Source organism: Sphingomonas sp. DMC6 (assembly GCF_056314225.1).
Map to the genome: position 1 here is coordinate 85,913 of NZ_JBQUYT010000003.1, position 18,398 is coordinate 104,310.

Here is an 18,398-nt window from a genome sequence, read left to right on the forward strand (position 1 = left end):
CGTTACAACAGGCTGGGCTGTTCGGGCTTTTCGGTACCATAGGTTTTGGCGGCGGCGCGCTCAACCCGGGCATCGACCGGACCATCGGCGAAATGCAGCGTCACGGCTTGCGCAGTCCGCGCCGCCTCCGCCGAGGCGACCACCTTGCCGGTGCCGCGCGCCGCGACCCAGGCATAGCCTTTCTTGAGCGGCAATTCGGGATCGAGAAGTTCGAGGTGCCGGCCCATTGCCGTCAGCCGTTCGGCGGCAGTTGCAAAACGGCGGTCGAGCAGCGCCGGGCGCAAGGCCTCGGCGGTTCGGGTGAAATGCTGGCGCAGCGCCGCGAGCTCGCGATCTGCCGCGCGGTCGAGCGCAAGCGCCGCTAGCCGCTGCTGCGCCGACGCAAGGCGCTGTTCGAGCGCCGCCGGGCGCAGCGCCCCGCCCGAGCGCTGCAGCGCATCGCGACCGCGCGCCACACGGCGTTCGAGCGCCAGATCGAGCCGCGTGGCAAGATCGTCGAGCTTCTGCCGCTGCGGGCCGAGCAGCGCATCGCGACGCGGCATCACCCGCACCAGCGCCGCCAGCCGCTCGCCGGCGCGCTCGTGATAGCGGCGCACGCAACGCTCGCTGCGGTGCGCCAGCGTGGCGATCCCGTGGCGCACTTCGGACAGCACGGGCACCGCAATTTCGGCCGCAGCGGTGGGCGTGGGCGCGCGCAGATCGGCGGCATGGTCGCACAAGGTAGTATCGGTCTCGTGCCCGACCGCGGAGATGACCGGAATCGAGCACTCCGCCACTGCGCGGACGACGACTTCCTCGTTGAACGACCAGAGATCCTCGATCGAGCCGCCGCCGCGCGCGACGATCAGCAGGTCGGGGCGCGGCACCGGGCCGCCGGGGCGGATCGCATCGAAGCCGCGCACCGCCCGCGCCACTTCCTGCGCCGATCCGTCGCCCTGCACCTTCACCGGCCACACCAGCACATGGCTGGGAAAGCGATCCTCCAGCCGGTGGAGAATGTCGCGGATCACCGCGCCGGTGGGCGACGTCACCACGCCGATCACGCGCGGCATATAGGGCAGCGGCTTCTTGCGGTCGCGGTCGAACAGACCCTCGCCCGCCAGCTTCGCCTTCAGCTTTTCGAGCAGCGCCATCAGCGCGCCCTCGCCGGCCAGCTCCATCCGCTCGATGACGATCTGATATTTGGAACGGCCGGGATAGGTGGTCAGCTTGCCGGTCGCGACCACTTCCAGCCCGTCCTGCGGCTGGAACGGCAGCGCCGATGCAGCACCGCGCCAGATGACGCCGTCGATCACCGCATCCACATCCTTCAGTGCCAGATAGGCATGGCCCGAGGCCGCGCGCTTCCAGCCCGAAATCTCGCCGCGGATGCGGACATGGCCAAATTCGCCCTCCACCATCCGCTTCAGCCGGAGCGAGAGTTCGCTGACACTCATCGGTGCCGCGTTGTCGCCGGGCACCACCTCGGCTACGAGCCGCGCCGATGAAGGATCAGAAAAGGGATCGGCCATGAACGTCCTGCTGCTGGGATCAGGGGGTCGCGAACATGCGCTCGCCTGGAAGCTCGCGCAATCGCCGCTGCTGACGCAGCTTTATGCCGCGCCGGGCAACCCCGGCATAGCCGCCCATGCGACCTGCGTCGACCTGGTGCCGACCGATCCGGCCGCCGTGCTGGCGTTTGCGCAGGCCCGGTCGATCACGCTGGTCGTGGTCGGGCCGGAAGCGCCGCTGGTGGCGGGCGTGGCCGACGCGCTGCGCGGCGCCGGCATCGCGGTGTTCGGCCCCGATCAGGCGGCAGCGCAACTCGAAGGATCGAAGGGCTTCACCAAGGATCTGTGCGCGCGGGCGAACATCCCGACCGCGGGCTATGTCCGCGTGACCAGCCTGGAGGCTGCGCTCGCCGCGCTCGATCCGTTCGGGCTGCCGGTGGTGGTGAAGGCCGATGGTCTGGCCGCCGGCAAGGGCGTGACGGTCGCTATGAGCCGCGACGAAGCTGAAGCCGCGCTGACCGCGATCTTCGCCGATGCCGGTGCCAGCGCGGTGATCGAGGAGTTTCTGGACGGCGAGGAAGCCAGCCTGTTCGTGCTGACCGACGGCACCACGGCCCTGTCCTTTGGATCGGCGCAGGACCACAAGCGCGTCGGCGACGGCGATGTCGGGCCGAATACCGGCGGCATGGGCGCATACAGCCCCGCCCCGGTGCTGACGCCCGCGCTGGAGCGCGCGGCGATCGAGCGCATCATCCAGCCGACCATCGCGACGCTGGCGGCCGAGGGCATGCCCTATTCGGGCGTGCTCTATGCCGGGCTGATGCTGACCCGTACGGGTCCGAAGCTGATCGAATATAACGCCCGCTTCGGCGATCCCGAATGCCAGGTGCTGATGCTGCGCCTGGAGGACGACCTGCTCGAGCTGCTGCTGGCGGTGGCGCGCGGCGAACTGGCCGGCCGGCCGGCGCCGCGCTTTTCGCCCGACACTGCGCTGACCGTGGTGATGGCGGCCAAGGGCTATCCCGGCACGCCCGAGACAGGCGGTGCGATCAAGGGAATCGATACGGCGGAGGCGACCGGGGTGCGTGTATTCCAGGCAGGCACGAAACGCCTTGGCGATACGCTGGTGGCGAGCGGCGGGCGCGTGCTCAATGTGACCACGCTGGGGCCGGACGTGGCGACGGCACAGGCGGCGGCCTATCGCGGTGTCGATGCGATCGACTTTCCCACCGGCTTCTGCCGCCGCGACATTGGCTGGCGCGAAATCGCCCGGAAAGGCTGAAACGGATCGGGCCGGCGGAACCCCGCCGGCCCGTCACGGTCAATCCTTCTTCTTGTCTTCGGGCTTCTCGTTCACGAAGTCGACAAAGCCGTCGACCAGCTCGGTCCACAGATCGAGATTCTTCTTGAACAGCGCGACGGGCATCGCCTGGTCCTCGAAATTGATGTCATATTCGAGCGCGGCTTCGCCGTCCTTGTCCGAATAGGCGCGGCCAAAGCGATGCGTGCTGTTCCATTCATTCGCACGCTCGGCGGAGAGCTTGTCGGTCCAGCCCGAATAGAATTCGATGTCGGCGCAGTCCTTGTGGTCTTTGCAGTTGTAGAAAAAGATCGTGAACTTGTAGCCGCTGACGCCGCTCCGGATGATGGGATCGCCATCATCATCCTTGGTCAGCTCGGCCTTGTAGCCGGCCTCCTGCATCACCGGCACAAAGCTCTTGGGATCATAGGAGCGCACCTGCGCTGCGACTTGCGGTGCAAAGGTCAGCGAGGCGAGCCCCGCCAGCAGCAACATCTTCATTTCTTCCCCCGTGCTGAACGCCACAGTGCGGCGAACCACCAGCGGCCATATACCAACCTCGCCCTGGCGAATAGCGACTGCGTATGGCTGGACGCAGCGTGGCGGCGCGCTATGCAGGCAAAACGGGCACAGGACTTCCGGAGCGGTACGCATGAACGACCAGACGAGCCAGGGCTATGGCGCCGTGGCAGCCACCACCGACACAGGCTGGATCACGATTTCCTTCGTGCTGATCGCGATCGGCATGGTGGCCGCGCTGCTGGTGCTGATCTGGGGCACGCGGCTGGCGATCCGCCGCCGGCACGCCCGCGCCGAGCTGGCCGAACGCGGCGAACTGACCGCAGCCTCGACCGCCCCTGTCCCGGTGGCCGAACCCGTCGCCCCGCCCCCCACCGTCGTCGAGCCGCTTGCCGACGAACCGATCGCGGCCGCCGCACCGCTGGCGGCAAGTCCGGCCTCGCTGGCCGCCGACACCAATGCCGCCCCGGCGCCTGCCGCGCAGACGGGCAGCGATGACCTCACCCGGCTGAAGGGCGTAGGCCCGAAGCTGGCCGCGCGGCTGGGCGAGCTGGGCATCACCCGCTTCGCCCAACTGGCCGCACTCGATACGGATCAGGCAGCCGCACTCGACGCGCAGCTCGGCAATTTTCAGGGCCGCATGACGCGCGACCGCTGGGTGGAACAGGCCCGCTTCCTCGCCGCAGGCGACCAGGCCGGTTATGAGGCGGTGTTCGGCAAGCTCTGATCCGACAGCGGAGCACCGCGCCGCTGCACAATACGACCAAAGAAAAAGGCCGGAGCAGTGCGCTCCGGCCTTTTTGCTTTTACCTGCTTCGCAGCGGGATCAGTACACGCGCTTCTTCGGCGCGATATACTCGATCTCGTCGGTCAGCGTGTAGTCGTGGACCGGACGATAATCGATGTCGGTCTTGCCGCCCTTGCCGCCCCAGCCATCGAACGTCGCAATGGTGTGCTTCATCCAGTTGGCGTCGTCGCGCTCGGGGTGATCCTCGTGCATGTGCGCACCGCGGCTTTCCTTGCGGTTGATCGCGCTGCGGATCGTCACCATCGCCTGGCCGAGCAGGTTGTCCAGCTCGAGCGTCTCGACCAGATCGGTATTCCAGATCAGCGAACGGTCGCTGACATGCACGTCCTGGAAGCCGGCATAGACCTGCTCCATATGCGCGATGCCTTCGGCCATCAGCTCCTCGGTGCGGAACACGGCGCAGTGGCGCTGCATCGTCTTCTGCATGTCGGCGCGGATCTGTGCGGTGCGGGTGCCGCCATTGGCGTTACGGAAATAGTCGAGCCGGCCCAGCGCCATGTCTTCCGAGCCCTTGGGCAGCGGATGATGCGCCGTGTTCGGCTTGATGATGTCGACGATCCGCTTGCCGGTGGCACGGCCGAACACAACGAGGTCGATCAGCGAGTTGGAGCCGAGGCGGTTGGCGCCGTGGACCGACACGCAGGCTGCCTCGCCCACCGCGAACAGGCCGGGTACCACCGCATCCGGGTTGCCGTCCTTCAGATGGACGACTTCGCCGTGATAATTGGTCGGGATGCCGCCCATGTTGTAGTGGACGGTCGGCACCACCGGCAGCGGCTGACGGGTCAGATCGACACCGGCGAAGATCTTGCCGGTCTCGGTGATGCCGGGCAGGCGCTCGGCCAGGATCTTCGGGTCGATATGGTTCAGGTGAAGGTAGATATGGTCCTTCTCCTTGCCCACGCCGCGGCCTTCGCGAATCTCCATCGCCATCGAGCGCGAGACGACGTCGCGGCTGGCGAGATCCTTGGCCGACGGGGCATAGCGCTCCATGAAGCGCTCACCCTCGGAGTTGGTCAGGTATCCGCCCTCGCCGCGCGCACCTTCGGTGATGAGCACGCCGGCGCCATAGATGCCGGTCGGGTGGAACTGCACGAATTCCATGTCCTGCAGCGGCAGGCCGGCGCGCAGCACCATCGCATTGCCGTCGCCGGTGCAGGTGTGCGCCGAGGTGGCGGACTGATAGACGCGGCCATAGCCGCCGGTCGCCAGCACCACCGCATGGCTGCGGAAGCGGTGGATCGAGCCGTCTTCCATGCACAGCGCGATCACGCCGCGGCACGCGCCGTCTTCCATGATCAGGTCTAGCGCGAAATATTCGATGAAGAAGTCCGCGTCGTACTTCAGGCTCTGCTGATACAGCGTGTGCAGCATCGCATGGCCGGTACGGTCTGCCGCGGCGCAGGTGCGCTGTGCGGGCGGGCCGGCGCCCATATTCTGCATCATGCCGCCGAACGGGCGCTGATAGATCTTGCCCTCGTCGGTGCGGCTGAACGGCATGCCGGCATGTTCGAGCTCGTACACGGCGGCCGGGGCCTCGCGGGTGAGATACTCGATCGCGTCCTGGTCGCCGAGCCAGTCGGAGCCCTTGACGGTGTCGTACATGTGCCAGGTCCAGTGGTCCGGACCCATATTGCCCAGGCTGGCGGCAATGCCGCCCTGCGCGGCAACCGTATGGCTGCGGGTGGGGAACACCTTGGTGATGCAGGCGGTCTTCAGGCCGGACTGCGCCACTTCCATCGTCGCGCGGAGGCCCGAGCCGCCGGCGCCGACAATGACGGCATCATAGGTGTGATCGATGATCTTGTAGGCGGCGGACATCAGGCAGCCACTCCGGTGGTGGTGAAGGCGATCTTCAGGATGGCGAAGATCGCGAGCACGCGAACGGTGATCGTGAAATAGTCGAGCAGGACCAGCAGCACGAAACGGCTTTCGCCGTGCTGATAATCCTCGATCACGACCTGCAGGCCGTGACGGAAGTGGAAGGTGACGCTGAGCACCAGCAGGATCAGCGGCACGGCGACCAGCGGCTGGGCGATCCAGCCGGCGACGGTCGCATAGTCATAGGCCGGCAGCAGCGCGATCGAGACGATCAGCCACAGCACCAGCAGCAGGTTCGATCCGGCGGAAACCTTGTGCTTCCACCATTCGCTGGCGCCTTCATGCGCAGCGCCGAGGCCGCGGACGCGACCGAGCCGGGTTCCGTTACCCATGGGCCTTCTCCAGAAGCACGACCCAGAAGATCGCGGTGGCGAGGATGCTGACGGCGAAGGTGGCGAGCGCGCTCATCTTGTTCGCGCGCAGCTCGAAATTCGCGCCGGCATCGAGGAACAGGTGGCGCACGCCCGAGGCCATGTGCTGGAAGAAGGCGAAGCTCAGGCCGATCCCGAAGACATAGCCGAGGATGTTGAGCCCGCCGCTCTTCAGCGTGAACACGCTCAGGAAGCACGCATAGGCATCCGGCCCATAGGCCAGGGCGACCAGCCACCACACGAACAGCGCGGTGCCGACCGTCGCCATGCCGGAGCCGGTGGCGCGGTGGATGATCGAGACCGCCATATGCGGTCCCCACTTGTAGATGCCGAGATGCGGCGACAGCGGTCGCGCTTCGTTGCGGACGTTGGCCAACGTGTTTTCCTTTCGGGTCGACGCGGGCTTCCTTAATCGTGCGAGGCGAGGATGCAAGACCATTGCCCATTGGTGCACCGATCGAGACCGCCTGTTCGGGGCGAGCCACATGGTCCTAACTCCGCCTTAACCAATCCGGCGGCATAGCTTTCGCCCGATGCGGCCGTGCGTTCGCGCCGCAGTTGGGGAAGAGCATTTCGTGAGCAACTCGGCATCCATCCAGTCCCTGGCCGCTTCGGGCACGATGAGCGCGCGGATCGATGTGCGTACGCGCCTGCGGATTTTCGATTTCGAAGGCTCGCTGTTGCAGTCGAGTCGCGCCTGCTGGGAAATCCTGGAGCCTGAAGCCCATGCGATTTCAGGCGCCTATTGGCAGCAATGGCTGCGCTGCTTCGCCGATCAGCGCGACTGGGCGCCCGGCGACACCGCCAAGATGATCGACATCGGCGTGGTGTTCCTGCGCAACCGTTTCCTCGACACCACCGGCCATGCCTGGGTCGAATCGATCGAGCGTTCGGTGGCGGCCGCCTATGAAGCGAAGGTCCCGCCGATGGCGCTGCTGTCGATGATCAGCGCCAGCGACCGCGAGGCCCTGCAGGCGCTGATGCGGCGCGTGGGCGCCGAAGATTCTCGCCTGCCATCGCTGATCGACACGCTGATGCGGCTGTCGGCGCTGGAAGGCGACATCACGGTCGAACTCTACAACATGTATCGCGAACATGCCGCGCAAGTGGCGCGCGACCGGCTCGCACTGGAATTCCGCGACTCGATCGGCGCGACGGTCGAACGCGCCTCGCGCGAGGGCGGGCAGTTGCGCGAACAGGCGGCGCACACCTCGGCGTCCGCCCGCGGCATGCTGGGCAAGGCGAGCGAAGTGGCGGCAGCGGCCGAGCAATCGGCCGTGGCGATGCGCGAAGCGGCGATGACTGCCGCCGGGCTGATCCGCGCGATCGAGGATGCCCGCAGCGAAGTCGAAGCCGCCGCGACCATCGCCACGCGCGCCTCGGGCCAGGCAAGCGAAGCCGTCGGAATGAGCGAGATGCTGTCCGATCACGCCAAGTCGATCGAATCGATCCTGGGGCTGATCCGCGACATTGCCGGCCAGACCAACCTGCTCGCGCTGAACGCCACGATCGAAGCGGCCCGTGCGGGGGACGCCGGACGCGGCTTTGCGGTGGTCGCGCAGGAAGTGAAGAGCCTCGCCAACCAGACTGCCCGCGCCACCGACGACATCGCCGCCAAGATCGCCGCGATCCAGTCGGCCACGCGCTCGACGGTGGAAACCAACGCCTCGATCCGCTCGACCGTCGCCGAAGTACAGGAAAGCGCCAACCGCATCCGCACCGCGATGGAAGTGCAGGCGCAGACCGTCACCGCGATCACCGCCGCCGTCGACGAAACGGCGCTCGCGGCGGACTCGATGTCCGCCACCATCGGCGCGATCCGCGAGGATACCGAAGCCGTGGCCAGCGAAATCGACCGCGTCGGCCAGGGCTTTGTCGCACTCGACGGCGAACTGGGTTCGCTGAAGGGGCGCGCCGGGGATTTCGTCGCCAAGGTTGCGGCCTGAGGAGGTAGAATGCTCGCCAAGCGTGATCCCGGACAGTGGAGCGGCGGCGGCCGCTCGGTCGAATCGCATCGCCGCGATTATGACTGGGACGGGCAATTGCTGGCGGGATGCGCCGAACTCGCGACGCTGCTGGACGATGCGCACGAGGCAATTGCGCGGCGCGCGCAGCAGCATCTGCTCGGCATGGACCTGCCCGCCGGCTTTCGCGACGCGGTGGCAAGCGAAACCCATGTCCAGGATGGCGCGCATTATGACCGGCTGAAGGTCGAACAGCCGTTCAGCGAAGCCTGGGTTTCGGCAGTCTGCGATTATGCCGCGCGCATCCATGGTCATGGCGTGACGCTGCCGGCCATGATTTCCTATTTCGCCTTCGCCCATAGCGAGACGCTGGCAGTGCTGCGCACCAAGCTGGCCGAAGATGCCGCGCGGCTATGCCGGCTTGCCGACATCGTTCAGCGGCTGGGCATGGCGGAAATCGACCTGATGGCGGGCGCACTGGGCGCGCGCGATGCCGAATCAATCGAGCAGGAGCGGCGCGATCGCTCGCAGCGCTTCCGCGCGAGCATCGCCGAGTCGATCGAAGGCGCCACAACACTCGGCACCCGCATTCGCGTGCAGGCGCAGGGCGCGTCCAGTTCCGCCCGCGGCATGCTGGGCAAGGCAAGCGAAGTGGCGGCAGCGGCCGAGCAATCGGCGGTGGCGATGCGCGAGGCGGCGATGACTGCCGCCGGGCTGATCCGCGCGATCGAGGATGCCCGCAGCGAAGTCGAAGCCGCCGCGACCATCGCCACGCGCGCCTCGGGCCAGGCAAGCGAAGCCGTCGGAATGAGCGAGATGCTGTCCGATCACGCCAAGTCGATCGAATCGATCCTGGGGCTGATCCGCGACATTGCCGGCCAGACCAACCTGCTCGCGCTGAACGCCACGATCGAAGCGGCCCGTGCGGGGGACGCCGGACGCGGCTTTGCGGTGGTCGCGCAGGAAGTGAAGAGCCTCGCCAACCAGACTGCCCGCGCCACCGACGACATCGCCGCCAAGATCGCCGCGATCCAGTCGGCCACGCGCTCGACGGTGGAAACCAACGCCTCGATCCGCTCGACCGTCGCCGAAGTACAGGAAAGCGCCAACCGCATCCGCACCGCGATGGAAGTGCAGGCGCAGACCGTCACCGCGATCACTGCCGCCGTGGACGAAACCGCGCTCGCGGCGGATTCCATGTCCGCGACCATCGGCGCGATCCGCGAGGATACCAAGAGTGTCACCAGCGAAATCGACACGCTGCAGCACGATGTCGCCGAGGTGGACGACCGGCTGAGCGAGTTGCGGGCTGCGGCGGAGAGCTTTTCCAGCTCGGTCGCTGCCTGATCCTATCCCAGCACGCGCCGGTAGAAATCCAGCGTGAGCGCCATCGACTGCAGGAACAGCGCAGGGTCGTAGCGAGGTCCTTCGTCGCGCAGAAAGGCGTGCTGCGCGTTCAGCTCGTGCCATTCATAGGGCACGCCATGCGCCTCCAGCCCGGCGCGGATCGCCTCGCGCCCGGCAAAGGGAATGTGCGGATCCTGCCGCCCCCAGACGAACAGCATCTCCGCCTTCAGGTCACTCATCCGGGCTAGGCTGTCGTCGGACTTGCCCTCGCCCAGCGTGCCCGAGTGGATGTCGGTCGGGTAGAAGCACGCCGCCGCTGCCACGCGCGGATCGAACGCGGCGCGATAGGCGAGGTGCCCGCCCAGACACACGCCAAAGCTCGCCAGCCGGCCGTTGCACACCGGATGCGCGGCGAGTGCCGTCAGCGCAGCCTCGGCATCGGCATCGAACGCGGCGACGGGCTTGGTGAATTTCAGCGCGTTGCCACGATCGGTACCGGCGGGGTCATAGGCAAGTACCGTGCCGGCGGGCTCATATTCATGATAGACTTCGGGCACCGCCACGACATGGCCATTCCCGGCCAGCATTGCCGCCAGCCGGCAAATGGGCGCGGTGACCTGATAGATTTCGGAGAAGAGCAGCACGCCGGGGAAAGTGCCCTCCACTGCCGGACGAAACCAGTGAATCCGCATCGCCCCGCTGCCGGGAACGGGAACATCGGTGGTTTCGTCGCTGCGCAAGATCATGGGAGCTCCTTCGGGTGCCGGAGGGGGCATCCGTCCGACGCGCCGTACCCCCAATCGGGGACGGTGGGAAAGGGCAAACCCCGCCGGCGGCGGCCTGCGCCGGAAGACAGGGCCGCAACCGGGCGCTATGCGCGCAGCATGGCCCGGCTGCTCCTGTTCAACAAACCCTATGGGGTCCTGTCGCAATTCACCGACCGCGGATCGCCGACCCTGCGGTCGACACTGTCGGACTTCATTGCCGTGAAGGGCGTCTATCCCGCCGGACGGCTCGACCGGGACAGCGAGGGGCTGTTGCTGCTGTGCGATGACGGACGGCTGCAGGCGCGCATCGCCGATCCGCGCTTCAAGATGCCCAAGACCTATCTGGTGCAGGTCGAGGGCGATCCGCAGGAGGCCGAACTGGCGCCCCTGCGAAAGGGCGTGCTGCTCAAGGACGGCATGACCCTGCCCGCCGAAGTCGCCCGCATCGACCCGCCGGACCTGTGGCAACGCGACCCGCCGATCCGTGCACGCAAGTCCATCCCCGACAGCTGGCTGAAGATCACCATCCGCGAAGGGCGCAACCGGCAGGTACGCCGGATGACGGCGGCGGTGGGCCTGCCGACCCTGCGGCTGGTCCGCTGGTCGATCGGCGACTGGTCGGTGGCGGGGATCGCACCGGGCCAGTTTTTGGAGGCCTCCAGCCGGGGCCAGGGCGGGAACGCATAATAGCAGGCTGCATGGATGGAGACCTGTGCCCAGCGTCATGCCGGCGTAATCTGGCATCTCCGGCAGTAAAGCTGTTCCGTTGTCGCCCAGCCCGCAGAGACCCCGGCTTTCGCTGGGGTGACGACTGGTGGAGACCCGCCGCGCCGGGTCGCGACCACCGAGCAAAGTTTAGGAAGTTTAGGCATGCGCGCGTTTCGGCAGGGATCGCGACGGGCCTGCACGCGGATGCGAAGTTTAGGAAGTTTAGGCCCACGACGATGCGGTGCGCGTTGTCCGCAAGAACATCGGGCACAACCGCACCGCGCGTCCCTCGTGATGCGCGCGTGCATATTGAACGTAATCAAAGAGCGACTGCCAAGGCCAGCAGCGCCGAAACATATAGGGAACATTTGCAACATCGCAAGCCTTCGCCTCCACGAAGGTAACGCCGCGAGGGTCAGGAGCTGGGTGGGAAGCCGGGCATGACCGCTTTCGGAGAAGAAATGGGCACGACTGCCGTTGAGCCGGTTCGCCTTGCGCACCGCCCGACCAACATACGCCCTTCCGATTGCGACATAGATTGTCCGCTCACGCCGGGGCCGGCCGGTCTGCCAGGTAGCGTATATCGGGAGCGACTGATCCACAGCGGGAACCGCCAGAGCCCTTGACTCTTAAATCTACATATGTTGTTTAAGATGCATGGTTCGTAAGCGGCAACCCTCCAAGCAGATGCGCCTCCTTCTCCGCGCCCTTCTGGAGTCGCGCGATGAATGGCGGCATGGCTATGATCTGATGAAGGCCACGGGCCTCCTGTCGGGGACGCTCTATCCGCTGCTGATGCGCATGACGGAGCAGGAACTCGTTGAGGCAGAATGGCGTGAGCCGGAGCAACCAGGGCGGCCGGCACGACATGCCTATCGCCTGACATCGGCAGGTGCTGCGCTAGCTCTCGAGCTTGCAGGCAACGCGCCGCAACCACCATTGCAAGGAGCCTTGGCATGAAGGTGTTGTTCGCGCGCATCATGTTGCGCTTCGCTGCCGCCCTTTTCGGGGAGCGTAATCGCGACTGGGCAAGGGCGATGGAGGCGGAACTGGAAACCGCCGTTGCGGAAGGTGCGCCGTTGCAGTTCGCCTTTGGTTGCCTACTCGCCGCAGGGCGCAGCATGCTGACTGCCGAAGAGGGCAGGTTCGTCCTTACCAGCTATGCACTGGTCCTTGGGGTGATGCTGCCAGTCGCAGCGTTGCAGATCGGGTGCGCGCTGTTCGACCTGCCCTATCTGTACCCGGGGCATCATGGATTGGGCGGGGCCGTGATCGACGGCAGCGTGCAGGAAAGCCGACTGCGCGGCGTCTACCAGGCAGCCGTCCCCTCCCTGGCATTGCTGCAGCTACTGATCGGTCTGGGGCATATACGAATTGCGTGGGTTGTGCTGGACCGGAACTGGAGGGCGGCGCTTCGCTGGGGCAGCCTCAGCCTCTCTGCATCGGCGACCCTCGTGCTGTTTATGGGCGTGTTGTTCATCGATGGCCGCCAGGCACTATTGCAAGGCGCCGTGCTCGTGATCGAGCTTTTGACGATCGCCCTCGTGGCGCAATGGCACGCGCAGCTCACGCCCGTCCGCGAGCATCGGCTGGTGCGCTAAGCGCATCGTACATCGACTGCGCTGAACCAATCTTCGGGTGCACCGCCCCGGAGCGTGAGGCCGCATGGCCGTGCGCGGTGCCGTAAAGCGACACGATGGTCGCGATAAGCCCCGCTGCAACCGCGGGGGACGAAGGAGAAGATGCATGCGAACCGCACTCTGGCGTTCCGTTCTGTGCTGCGCGACCGGTGCCATTGCCCTCTTGGCCAGCGCACCGGCTGTTGCTCAGCCAGGGAATACGGAGCGCTCGCCATTCCTCGGTACATGGGAACTCGACCTTGGTAGAATGCCGGACAGCTATGGTCCGCCGCCCAAGCGCGTCCTCTTCAACTTCGAGGATGTAGGCGCCGGACAGTGGCGAACGACCGTCGACATCACCGCGCAGGACGGCAGCGTGCGGCACATGGCAGTGCGATACGCGCGCGACGGATCGGCTGCGCCCAGCGAACAGGACAATTCGGAGGCTGATAGCGCAGCAATCATCCTGCCTGCGCCCAACATACTCGTCATGAACCTCTCAAAGAACAAGGTACTCGGTTCCGTCCGCGTCTATGTAATCTCGACGGACGGCAGCGAGATGACGGAATCTGCGGCGGGGATGAGCCCGGCCGGAGCGCCCTTCGTTCGGAACTTCCATTTCAGGCGCCTGCGATGAAAGCGAACTGTGCCCGCGGGCACGTGAAGCAAGCGGTACGCAACCGACCTCTTTGAGTGTTGGCAGTCGCCCAAGCGCGACTGCCGCGATATCGATCACGGAGAAAGACCATGAAGTTGTTGGTGCTCCTATGCGCCGCGCTACTGCCGAGTTGCGCCCTCAGCAAACCTGCTGTTCCGTTGTCACCGCAAATGGCCGTGGCGTACGGCGATCTTCGCCTCGAAACGCCCTTCGGTCGAGCGGCTCTCGTGCAGCGTGTAGAGAGCGCCGCACACAGCTTTTGCCGAGCCTACGACCCGATGGATCCGGAGGCCATTTTCGATGTGCGCCTGGCAAGCGAGCGGCTTTGTCCCGAAGCCGCAGCCACCCTGCTGTCCAGGCAAATGCCCGTCGCGATCCGGCATGCTTACCGTACCGGTGTCCGAGAGCGATCGCCCGGCGGGAACCGATGACGCGGTTTGGCAGGTATATGGGGAGCGGCTGGCGAATTACGGATCACCCCGGACCCTGCTGCCGGTTGCCGCCGGCCGCGAAAGCTGATTTGAGGCGTCGCGCAGAGGGACTTTGACGGCTCCCGCAAAGCGCCCAGGAGCGCGAGAGCGGTTGCTTCCATCGTCTCGCGAGCGGCTCCATCGCGCAGTGGCGCGTACAAAGGCACATCGGCAGGGTTTCCGGATTTCCATGAACTATCGCCATTCCTTCCATGCCGGCAACAGCGCCGATGTCGTGAAGCACAGCCTGCTGATCGCGCTTGTCCGCGCCTTGCAGCAGAAGCCGGGGGCACTCACCCTGATCGACACCCATGCCGGCTGCGGGCTCTATGACCTTGGCGGCGAGCAGGCGCAGCGCACCGGTGAGGCCGCGCAGGGCGTGGTTCGCGCCTTTGCCGACACGAACCCCTTGCTGGACGATTATCGCGCCGCCGTGCGGGCGGTGAATGACGGGGCGGAGGAGCCGCGGTTCTATCCCGGCTCGCCGCAGTTTCTGGCGCAGCTGCTGCGGCCGCAGGATGCGCTGATCCTCAACGAAAAGCATCCCGAGGACGCCCGTGCCCTGCGCGGCGCGATGCGCGGCACGCCGGCGGCGGTGCATGAACGCGATGCCTATGAGCTGTGGCTGGCGCTGCTCCCCACCCGAACGCCGCGCGGCGTGGTGGTGGTCGATCCGCCGTACGAACAGACCGACGAGCGCGAACGCATCACCGCCACCCTCGCCGCCGCGCACCGCAAATGGGCGCATGGCGTGACGGTGATCTGGTATCCGCTGAAGGACCGCGCGACGCACCAGCAATGGAAGGGCAAGCTGCGCAGGCTCGGCATCCCGAAATTCCTGTCCGTCGAGCATTGGCTGTACGACGCCGACCAGCCCGGCATCTATAACGGCGCGGGCCTGTTCATCGTCAATCCGCCCTATGCCTTCACCCAGGCGCTGCCGCCGCTGCTGGAAGCGCTGCGCGCCGCGCTGGCGCCGGAAGGGCATCGGGGCACGATCACCGCGGACTGGCTGGCCGCGTGAACATGCGCATGGTTCCGGGCGAATAGTCAGAGTCTCCGGCGTAAGCAGACGCGCGCACCCACCTCCGGCCTCCTATGCGGGGAGGGGCGCGAAATGCCCCACCCGCCGGGGTGACGCGCAGGGCCGCCCGCGCTAGGGCAAGCGCCATGACCACCCATATCCTCCTCACCGGCAGCAGCCGGGGCATCGGCGCCGCGACGGCGGCGCTGCTCGGTGACGATCCGCGCGTGAAGCTCGTCGGCCAGGGCACGCGGAGCGGTATCGCGGCCGACTTCACCGATCCCGCCGCCCCGCAGCAGCTCTGGCAGCAGGCGCTCGAGGCGCTCGACGGCCGGATCGACGTACTGATCAACAATGCCGGCATCTTCGAGGCGAACCCGCTCGATGCCGCCCATGACGACTGGGTCGAAGGCTGGGAGCGCACGATGCGCGTCAATCTCACCGCCTCGGCCGAACTCTGCCGGCTCGCCGTGCGCCACTGGCAGGAACGGGGGAACGGCGGCCGCATCGTCAACGTCGCCAGCCGCGCCGCCTATCGCGGCGACAGCCCGGCGCATTGGCATTATGCCGCCTCCAAGGCGGGCATGGTGGGCATGACCAAGTCGATCGCGCGCGGCTATGCTGCCGAGGGCATCCTTGCCTTCGCCATCTGCCCCGGCTTCACCATGACCGGCATGGCCGAGGACTATCTGGCGAGCCGCGGCGGCGACAGGCTGCTGGCGGACATTCCGCTGGGTCGCGTCGCGAGCCCGGAGGAAATTGCCGTCATCGCCAAGTTCTGCGCGCTCGATGCGCCGCCCTCGATGACCGGCGCGGTCCTCGACGCCAATGGAGCCAGCTATGTCCGCTGAAATCGATAGCTGGAAGGTCAGCCTGCCCTGCACCCGCGCCGAGGCCGAGGCGATCGACGCCGGCATGATCGAAATCGACGCGGTGCTGATGACCACCGAGACGGTCGAGGACGATGTCGAGCATTGGCGGCTCGACGCCTATCTGGAGCAGGAGCCCGATGCGGCGATGCTCGCGGCGATCAAGGCGCTGGTGCCGAGCGCGGCGGGCGTGGCGCCCGAAGTCGAGGCATTGACCGCGCAGGACTGGGTGACGCTGAGCCAGGAAGGGCTGGAGCCGATCCGCGAGGGGCGCTTCGTCGTCCATACCAGCGCGCATCCTGCCGAGGCGCCGGAGGGCGGCCGTGCCTTCCTGATCGATGCCGGCCGCGCCTTCGGCACCGGGCATCATGCGACGACGTCGGGCTGTCTGGCGATGCTCGACGGAATGGCGGAGAAGCAGTTCGCCAATGTGATCGATGTCGGCACCGGCACCGGCCTGCTCGCCTTCGCCGCCGCCTGGCTGTGGCCAACCGCGCGGATCATGGCGACGGACATCGACCCCGCCGCGGTCGACGTGACGCGCGAAAATGCAGAGGCGAACGGGGTTGGGGGCGTCGAGCTGATCGTTGCCGACGGCGCGCTTTCCGATGCGATTACCGCCCGGGCGCCCTATGATCTGGTGATCGCCAACATCCTTGCCGGACCGCTCGTGTCGATGGCGCCGGAACTGGCCGCGATTGCCGCACCCAACGCCACGATCGTGCTCGCCGGGCTGCTGGAAACCCAGCGGCCGCAGGTGGTCGCCGCGTTCGAGACTTGCGGCTGCACGCTGGAACTGGTCGACCGCCGCGGCGACTGGACGATCCTGCGGCTGGCGGCGGGGGCCGAACGCTATGTGCCGACGACGCCGCCGGACCCCAAGGGCCGCGACGGCTGGGCGCTGGATATCTGACGGGGGTAGTCGCCTACCCCGTCACCGCCGCGCCGCGGCTGCGCGCATATTCCTGCGTGCCGTGGGTAATCACCCGGTCGCCCGGTTCGATCGCGGCGATCGGAATTGGCGGCTGAGGGACGATTTCGGCATAGAGCGGCGCGAAGTCGGTCTCCACCGTCTGGCGCAGCAATTCGTCGAAGCTGGGGATGACGAAATAGTTCTGCTGGAAATCGTCGATCCGATATTCGGTGCGCATCACCCGCTTCATGTCGAAGCCGATGCGATTGGGGCTGTCGCTTTCCAGCGCGAACACGCTTTCGGCCGAGCTGGAGACGATGCCGGCGCCATAGATGCGCAGCCCGTCGGCTTCCTCGACCAGACCGAATTCCACCGTGTACCAGTAGAGCCGGGCAAGCTGCTTCAGCCCGCCCAGTTCCAGCGCGCGCATGCCGCCGCGACCATAGGCCTCCAGATAATCGGCGAACACCGGATCGGCGAGCATCGGCACATGGCCGAACACGTCGTGGAACACATCGGGTTCCTGGATATAGTCGAGCTGGTCCGGCCGGCGGATGAAATTGCCCGCGACGAAGCGGCGGTTGGCCATATGGTCGAAAAAGATATCGTCGGGCACCAGCCCCGGCACCGCGACCACCCGCCAGCCGGTGAGCTTCATCAGCCTTTCGGAGAGTTCCTCGAAATCGGGAATCCCCGACTCAGACAGGCGCAGCGCCTCCAGCCCGCGCAGATAGGCGGCAGAAGCGCGGCCCGGCAGCAGCTTCGCCTGGCGTTCGAACAACCGGTCCCAGGTGGCATGTTCCTCGGGCGTGTAGGCGGACCAGCCTTGTGGTATCGTCCAGTCCGGCGCCGCGCCCTCCGGCGGCCGGTCCAGCACATGGGTTTCCTTGTTCATGGCAAGGGCATAGCATGGGCGCCAGAAGGGCGAAACGGCGGCGATTACGGAGTGTGCGCAAGATGACCCCGAGCTGGCCCGTTCCCCAATCCGCCGCAGTGCCGCCGCCCCGGCTGGCTATGCTGGCAGAGGCGCCCCGCGCGGCCTGGGGGCTGGCGGAACTGGCCGGCCGCTGGACCGCGCTGGGCGAGGGTCCGCGCGGCGACGGGCGGCCGGTGATGGTGCTGCCCGGCCTGTTCAACAATGATCGCGCCAATGCGGTGCTGCGCCGGCATCTGCGCCGGCTGGGCTATCGTGCGACCGGCTGGGGCCTTGGCCGCAATCTGGGCGCGCGCACGATCGGCGCAGAGGGTGAACGGCTGATGGCGCAGGTCGAGGCGCTGTATCGCGACAGCGGCCAGCCCGTGACGCTGATCGGCATATCACTGGGCGGAATCATGGCGCGGGTGGCAGCGCACCGGCACCCGGAGCAGGTGCGCGCCGTCATCGCGATCAGCTCGCCCTTTGCCGGTCCGCCCCATGCCACCAATGTGTGGCGGCCGTTCGAATGGCTGAGCGGCGAGCGCATAGATGACCCTGCGCTGCTCGCGCAACTGGAGGAAGCGGCCGCGCCGCTCCCGGTGCCCGCCACCGCGATCTGGAGCCGCAGCGACGGGCTGGTCAACGGCCTCAACTGCCGCACCGGCGCCTGCCGTGCGGTGGAGGTCCGCAGCAGCCACCTGTGGGTGCAGATGCGCGCGGCGGTGCTTGCCGCCGTGGCAGAAGCGCTGGCGCAAGACGCCTGAGCGCGCCCGC

At 66.9% G+C, this 18,398-nt stretch carries 20 protein-coding genes; 13 read left to right on the plus strand and 7 right to left on the minus strand.

The window, feature by feature from the left end; all coding sequences use genetic code 11:
• Window positions 1–2 precede the first annotated feature (2 nt).
• Window positions 3–1,511 carry an exodeoxyribonuclease VII large subunit gene (gene xseA / locus ACT53M_RS07680; RefSeq protein ID WP_476232500.1) on the minus strand — a complete coding sequence of 503 codons (1,509 nt, stop codon included), beginning with the start codon at window positions 1,509–1,511 and terminating at the stop codon, window positions 3–5.
• On the opposite strand from xseA, the gene purD reads away from it, so the two are divergent.
• A complete protein-coding gene (gene purD / locus ACT53M_RS07685) occupies window positions 1,510–2,772 on the plus strand; it encodes a phosphoribosylamine--glycine ligase (protein ID WP_476232502.1) in 1,263 nt (420 codons plus the stop codon). The two genes, xseA and purD, sit on opposite strands and share 2 nt — an antisense overlap.
• Before the next feature lie 39 nt (window positions 2,773–2,811).
• Here purD and ACT53M_RS07690 read toward each other — a convergent pair whose 3' ends face one another.
• Window positions 2,812–3,291: a YbjN domain-containing protein gene (locus ACT53M_RS07690; protein WP_476232504.1), complete on the minus strand. Its 480-nt coding sequence runs from the start codon at window positions 3,289–3,291 to the stop codon at window positions 2,812–2,814.
• Window positions 3,292–3,442: 151 nt separating this feature from the next.
• On the opposite strand from ACT53M_RS07690, the gene ACT53M_RS07695 reads away from it, so the two are divergent.
• Window positions 3,443–4,036: a hypothetical protein gene (locus tag ACT53M_RS07695; protein ID WP_476232506.1), complete on the plus strand. Its 594-nt coding sequence runs from the start codon at window positions 3,443–3,445 to the stop codon at window positions 4,034–4,036.
• Between the two features lie 99 nt (window positions 4,037–4,135).
• Here the strand turns inward: ACT53M_RS07695 and sdhA are convergent, their stop codons facing one another.
• The 3 genes from sdhA to sdhC are packed head-to-tail and all read right to left on the minus strand — an operon-like array spanning window position 4,136 to window position 6,745.
• Window positions 4,136–5,938: a succinate dehydrogenase flavoprotein subunit gene (gene sdhA / locus ACT53M_RS07700; RefSeq protein WP_476232508.1), complete on the minus strand. Its 1,803-nt coding sequence runs from the start codon at window positions 5,936–5,938 to the stop codon at window positions 4,136–4,138.
• Window positions 5,938–6,330, minus strand: coding sequence for a succinate dehydrogenase, hydrophobic membrane anchor protein (sdhD, locus tag ACT53M_RS07705; protein WP_476228652.1), 393 nt, complete (start codon window positions 6,328–6,330; stop codon window positions 5,938–5,940). The genes sdhA and sdhD overlap by 1 nt, the downstream gene beginning before the upstream one ends.
• The gene (sdhC, locus tag ACT53M_RS07710; protein ID WP_476232510.1) at window positions 6,323–6,745 is read right to left on the minus strand and encodes a succinate dehydrogenase, cytochrome b556 subunit; all 423 of its coding nucleotides are present in this window, start codon (window positions 6,743–6,745) and stop codon (window positions 6,323–6,325) included. The genes sdhD and sdhC overlap by 8 nt, the downstream gene beginning before the upstream one ends.
• A 244-nt stretch (window positions 6,746–6,989) precedes the next feature.
• Between sdhC and ACT53M_RS07715 the strand changes: the two genes are divergently transcribed.
• On the plus strand, window positions 6,990–8,315 hold the full coding sequence (locus tag ACT53M_RS07715) for a methyl-accepting chemotaxis protein (RefSeq protein ID WP_476228748.1): 1,326 nt from the start codon (window positions 6,990–6,992) through the stop codon (window positions 8,313–8,315).
• 9 nt (window positions 8,316–8,324) lie between these two features.
• The gene (locus ACT53M_RS07720; RefSeq protein WP_476232511.1) at window positions 8,325–9,680 is read left to right on the plus strand and encodes a methyl-accepting chemotaxis protein; all 1,356 of its coding nucleotides are present in this window, start codon (window positions 8,325–8,327) and stop codon (window positions 9,678–9,680) included.
• A 2-nt stretch (window positions 9,681–9,682) separates the two neighbouring features.
• Here ACT53M_RS07720 and ACT53M_RS07725 read toward each other — a convergent pair whose 3' ends face one another.
• Window positions 9,683–10,426, minus strand: coding sequence for a dienelactone hydrolase family protein (locus tag ACT53M_RS07725; RefSeq protein WP_476232512.1), 744 nt, complete (start codon window positions 10,424–10,426; stop codon window positions 9,683–9,685).
• Window positions 10,427–10,564: 138 nt separating this feature from the next.
• On the opposite strand from ACT53M_RS07725, the gene ACT53M_RS07730 reads away from it, so the two are divergent.
• From ACT53M_RS07730 to ACT53M_RS07765, 8 genes are all read left to right on the plus strand, one after another.
• On the plus strand, window positions 10,565–11,134 hold the full coding sequence (locus ACT53M_RS07730) for a pseudouridine synthase (RefSeq protein WP_476232513.1): 570 nt from the start codon (window positions 10,565–10,567) through the stop codon (window positions 11,132–11,134).
• A gap of 678 nt (window positions 11,135–11,812) precedes the next feature.
• Complete coding sequence (locus tag ACT53M_RS07735) at window positions 11,813–12,115, plus strand: PadR family transcriptional regulator (RefSeq protein ID WP_476232514.1); 303 nt, start codon at window positions 11,813–11,815, stop codon at window positions 12,113–12,115.
• Complete coding sequence (locus ACT53M_RS07740) at window positions 12,112–12,756, plus strand: hypothetical protein (protein WP_476232516.1); 645 nt, start codon at window positions 12,112–12,114, stop codon at window positions 12,754–12,756. The genes ACT53M_RS07735 and ACT53M_RS07740 overlap by 4 nt, the downstream gene beginning before the upstream one ends.
• A gap of 145 nt (window positions 12,757–12,901) precedes the next feature.
• A complete protein-coding gene (locus tag ACT53M_RS07745; RefSeq protein WP_476232517.1) occupies window positions 12,902–13,411 on the plus strand; it encodes a hypothetical protein in 510 nt (169 codons plus the stop codon).
• Between the two features lie 110 nt (window positions 13,412–13,521).
• Window positions 13,522–13,863, plus strand: coding sequence for a UrcA family protein (locus tag ACT53M_RS07750; protein WP_476232519.1), 342 nt, complete (start codon window positions 13,522–13,524; stop codon window positions 13,861–13,863).
• A gap of 229 nt (window positions 13,864–14,092) precedes the next feature.
• Window positions 14,093–14,926 (plus strand): 23S rRNA (adenine(2030)-N(6))-methyltransferase RlmJ, encoded by an 834-nt coding sequence (locus ACT53M_RS07755; RefSeq protein ID WP_476232521.1) that lies wholly within the window; start codon window positions 14,093–14,095, stop codon window positions 14,924–14,926.
• A gap of 146 nt (window positions 14,927–15,072) precedes the next feature.
• Window positions 15,073–15,777, plus strand: a complete 705-nt coding sequence (locus ACT53M_RS07760) for an SDR family NAD(P)-dependent oxidoreductase (RefSeq protein WP_476232523.1) — start codon at window positions 15,073–15,075, stop codon at window positions 15,775–15,777.
• Window positions 15,767–16,708: a 50S ribosomal protein L11 methyltransferase gene (locus ACT53M_RS07765; protein ID WP_476232525.1), complete on the plus strand. Its 942-nt coding sequence runs from the start codon at window positions 15,767–15,769 to the stop codon at window positions 16,706–16,708. Before ACT53M_RS07760 ends, ACT53M_RS07765 begins: the two co-directional genes overlap by 11 nt.
• Before the next feature lie 13 nt (window positions 16,709–16,721).
• Here the strand turns inward: ACT53M_RS07765 and phhA are convergent, their stop codons facing one another.
• The gene (gene phhA / locus ACT53M_RS07770) at window positions 16,722–17,603 is read right to left on the minus strand and encodes a phenylalanine 4-monooxygenase (protein ID WP_476232527.1); all 882 of its coding nucleotides are present in this window, start codon (window positions 17,601–17,603) and stop codon (window positions 16,722–16,724) included.
• Between the two features lie 62 nt (window positions 17,604–17,665).
• Here phhA and ACT53M_RS07775 point away from each other — a divergent pair, with 62 nt between their 5' ends.
• Window positions 17,666–18,388, plus strand: a complete 723-nt coding sequence (locus tag ACT53M_RS07775; RefSeq protein WP_476232529.1) for an alpha/beta hydrolase family protein — start codon at window positions 17,666–17,668, stop codon at window positions 18,386–18,388.
• The last annotated feature ends 10 nt before the right edge of the window (window positions 18,389–18,398 follow it).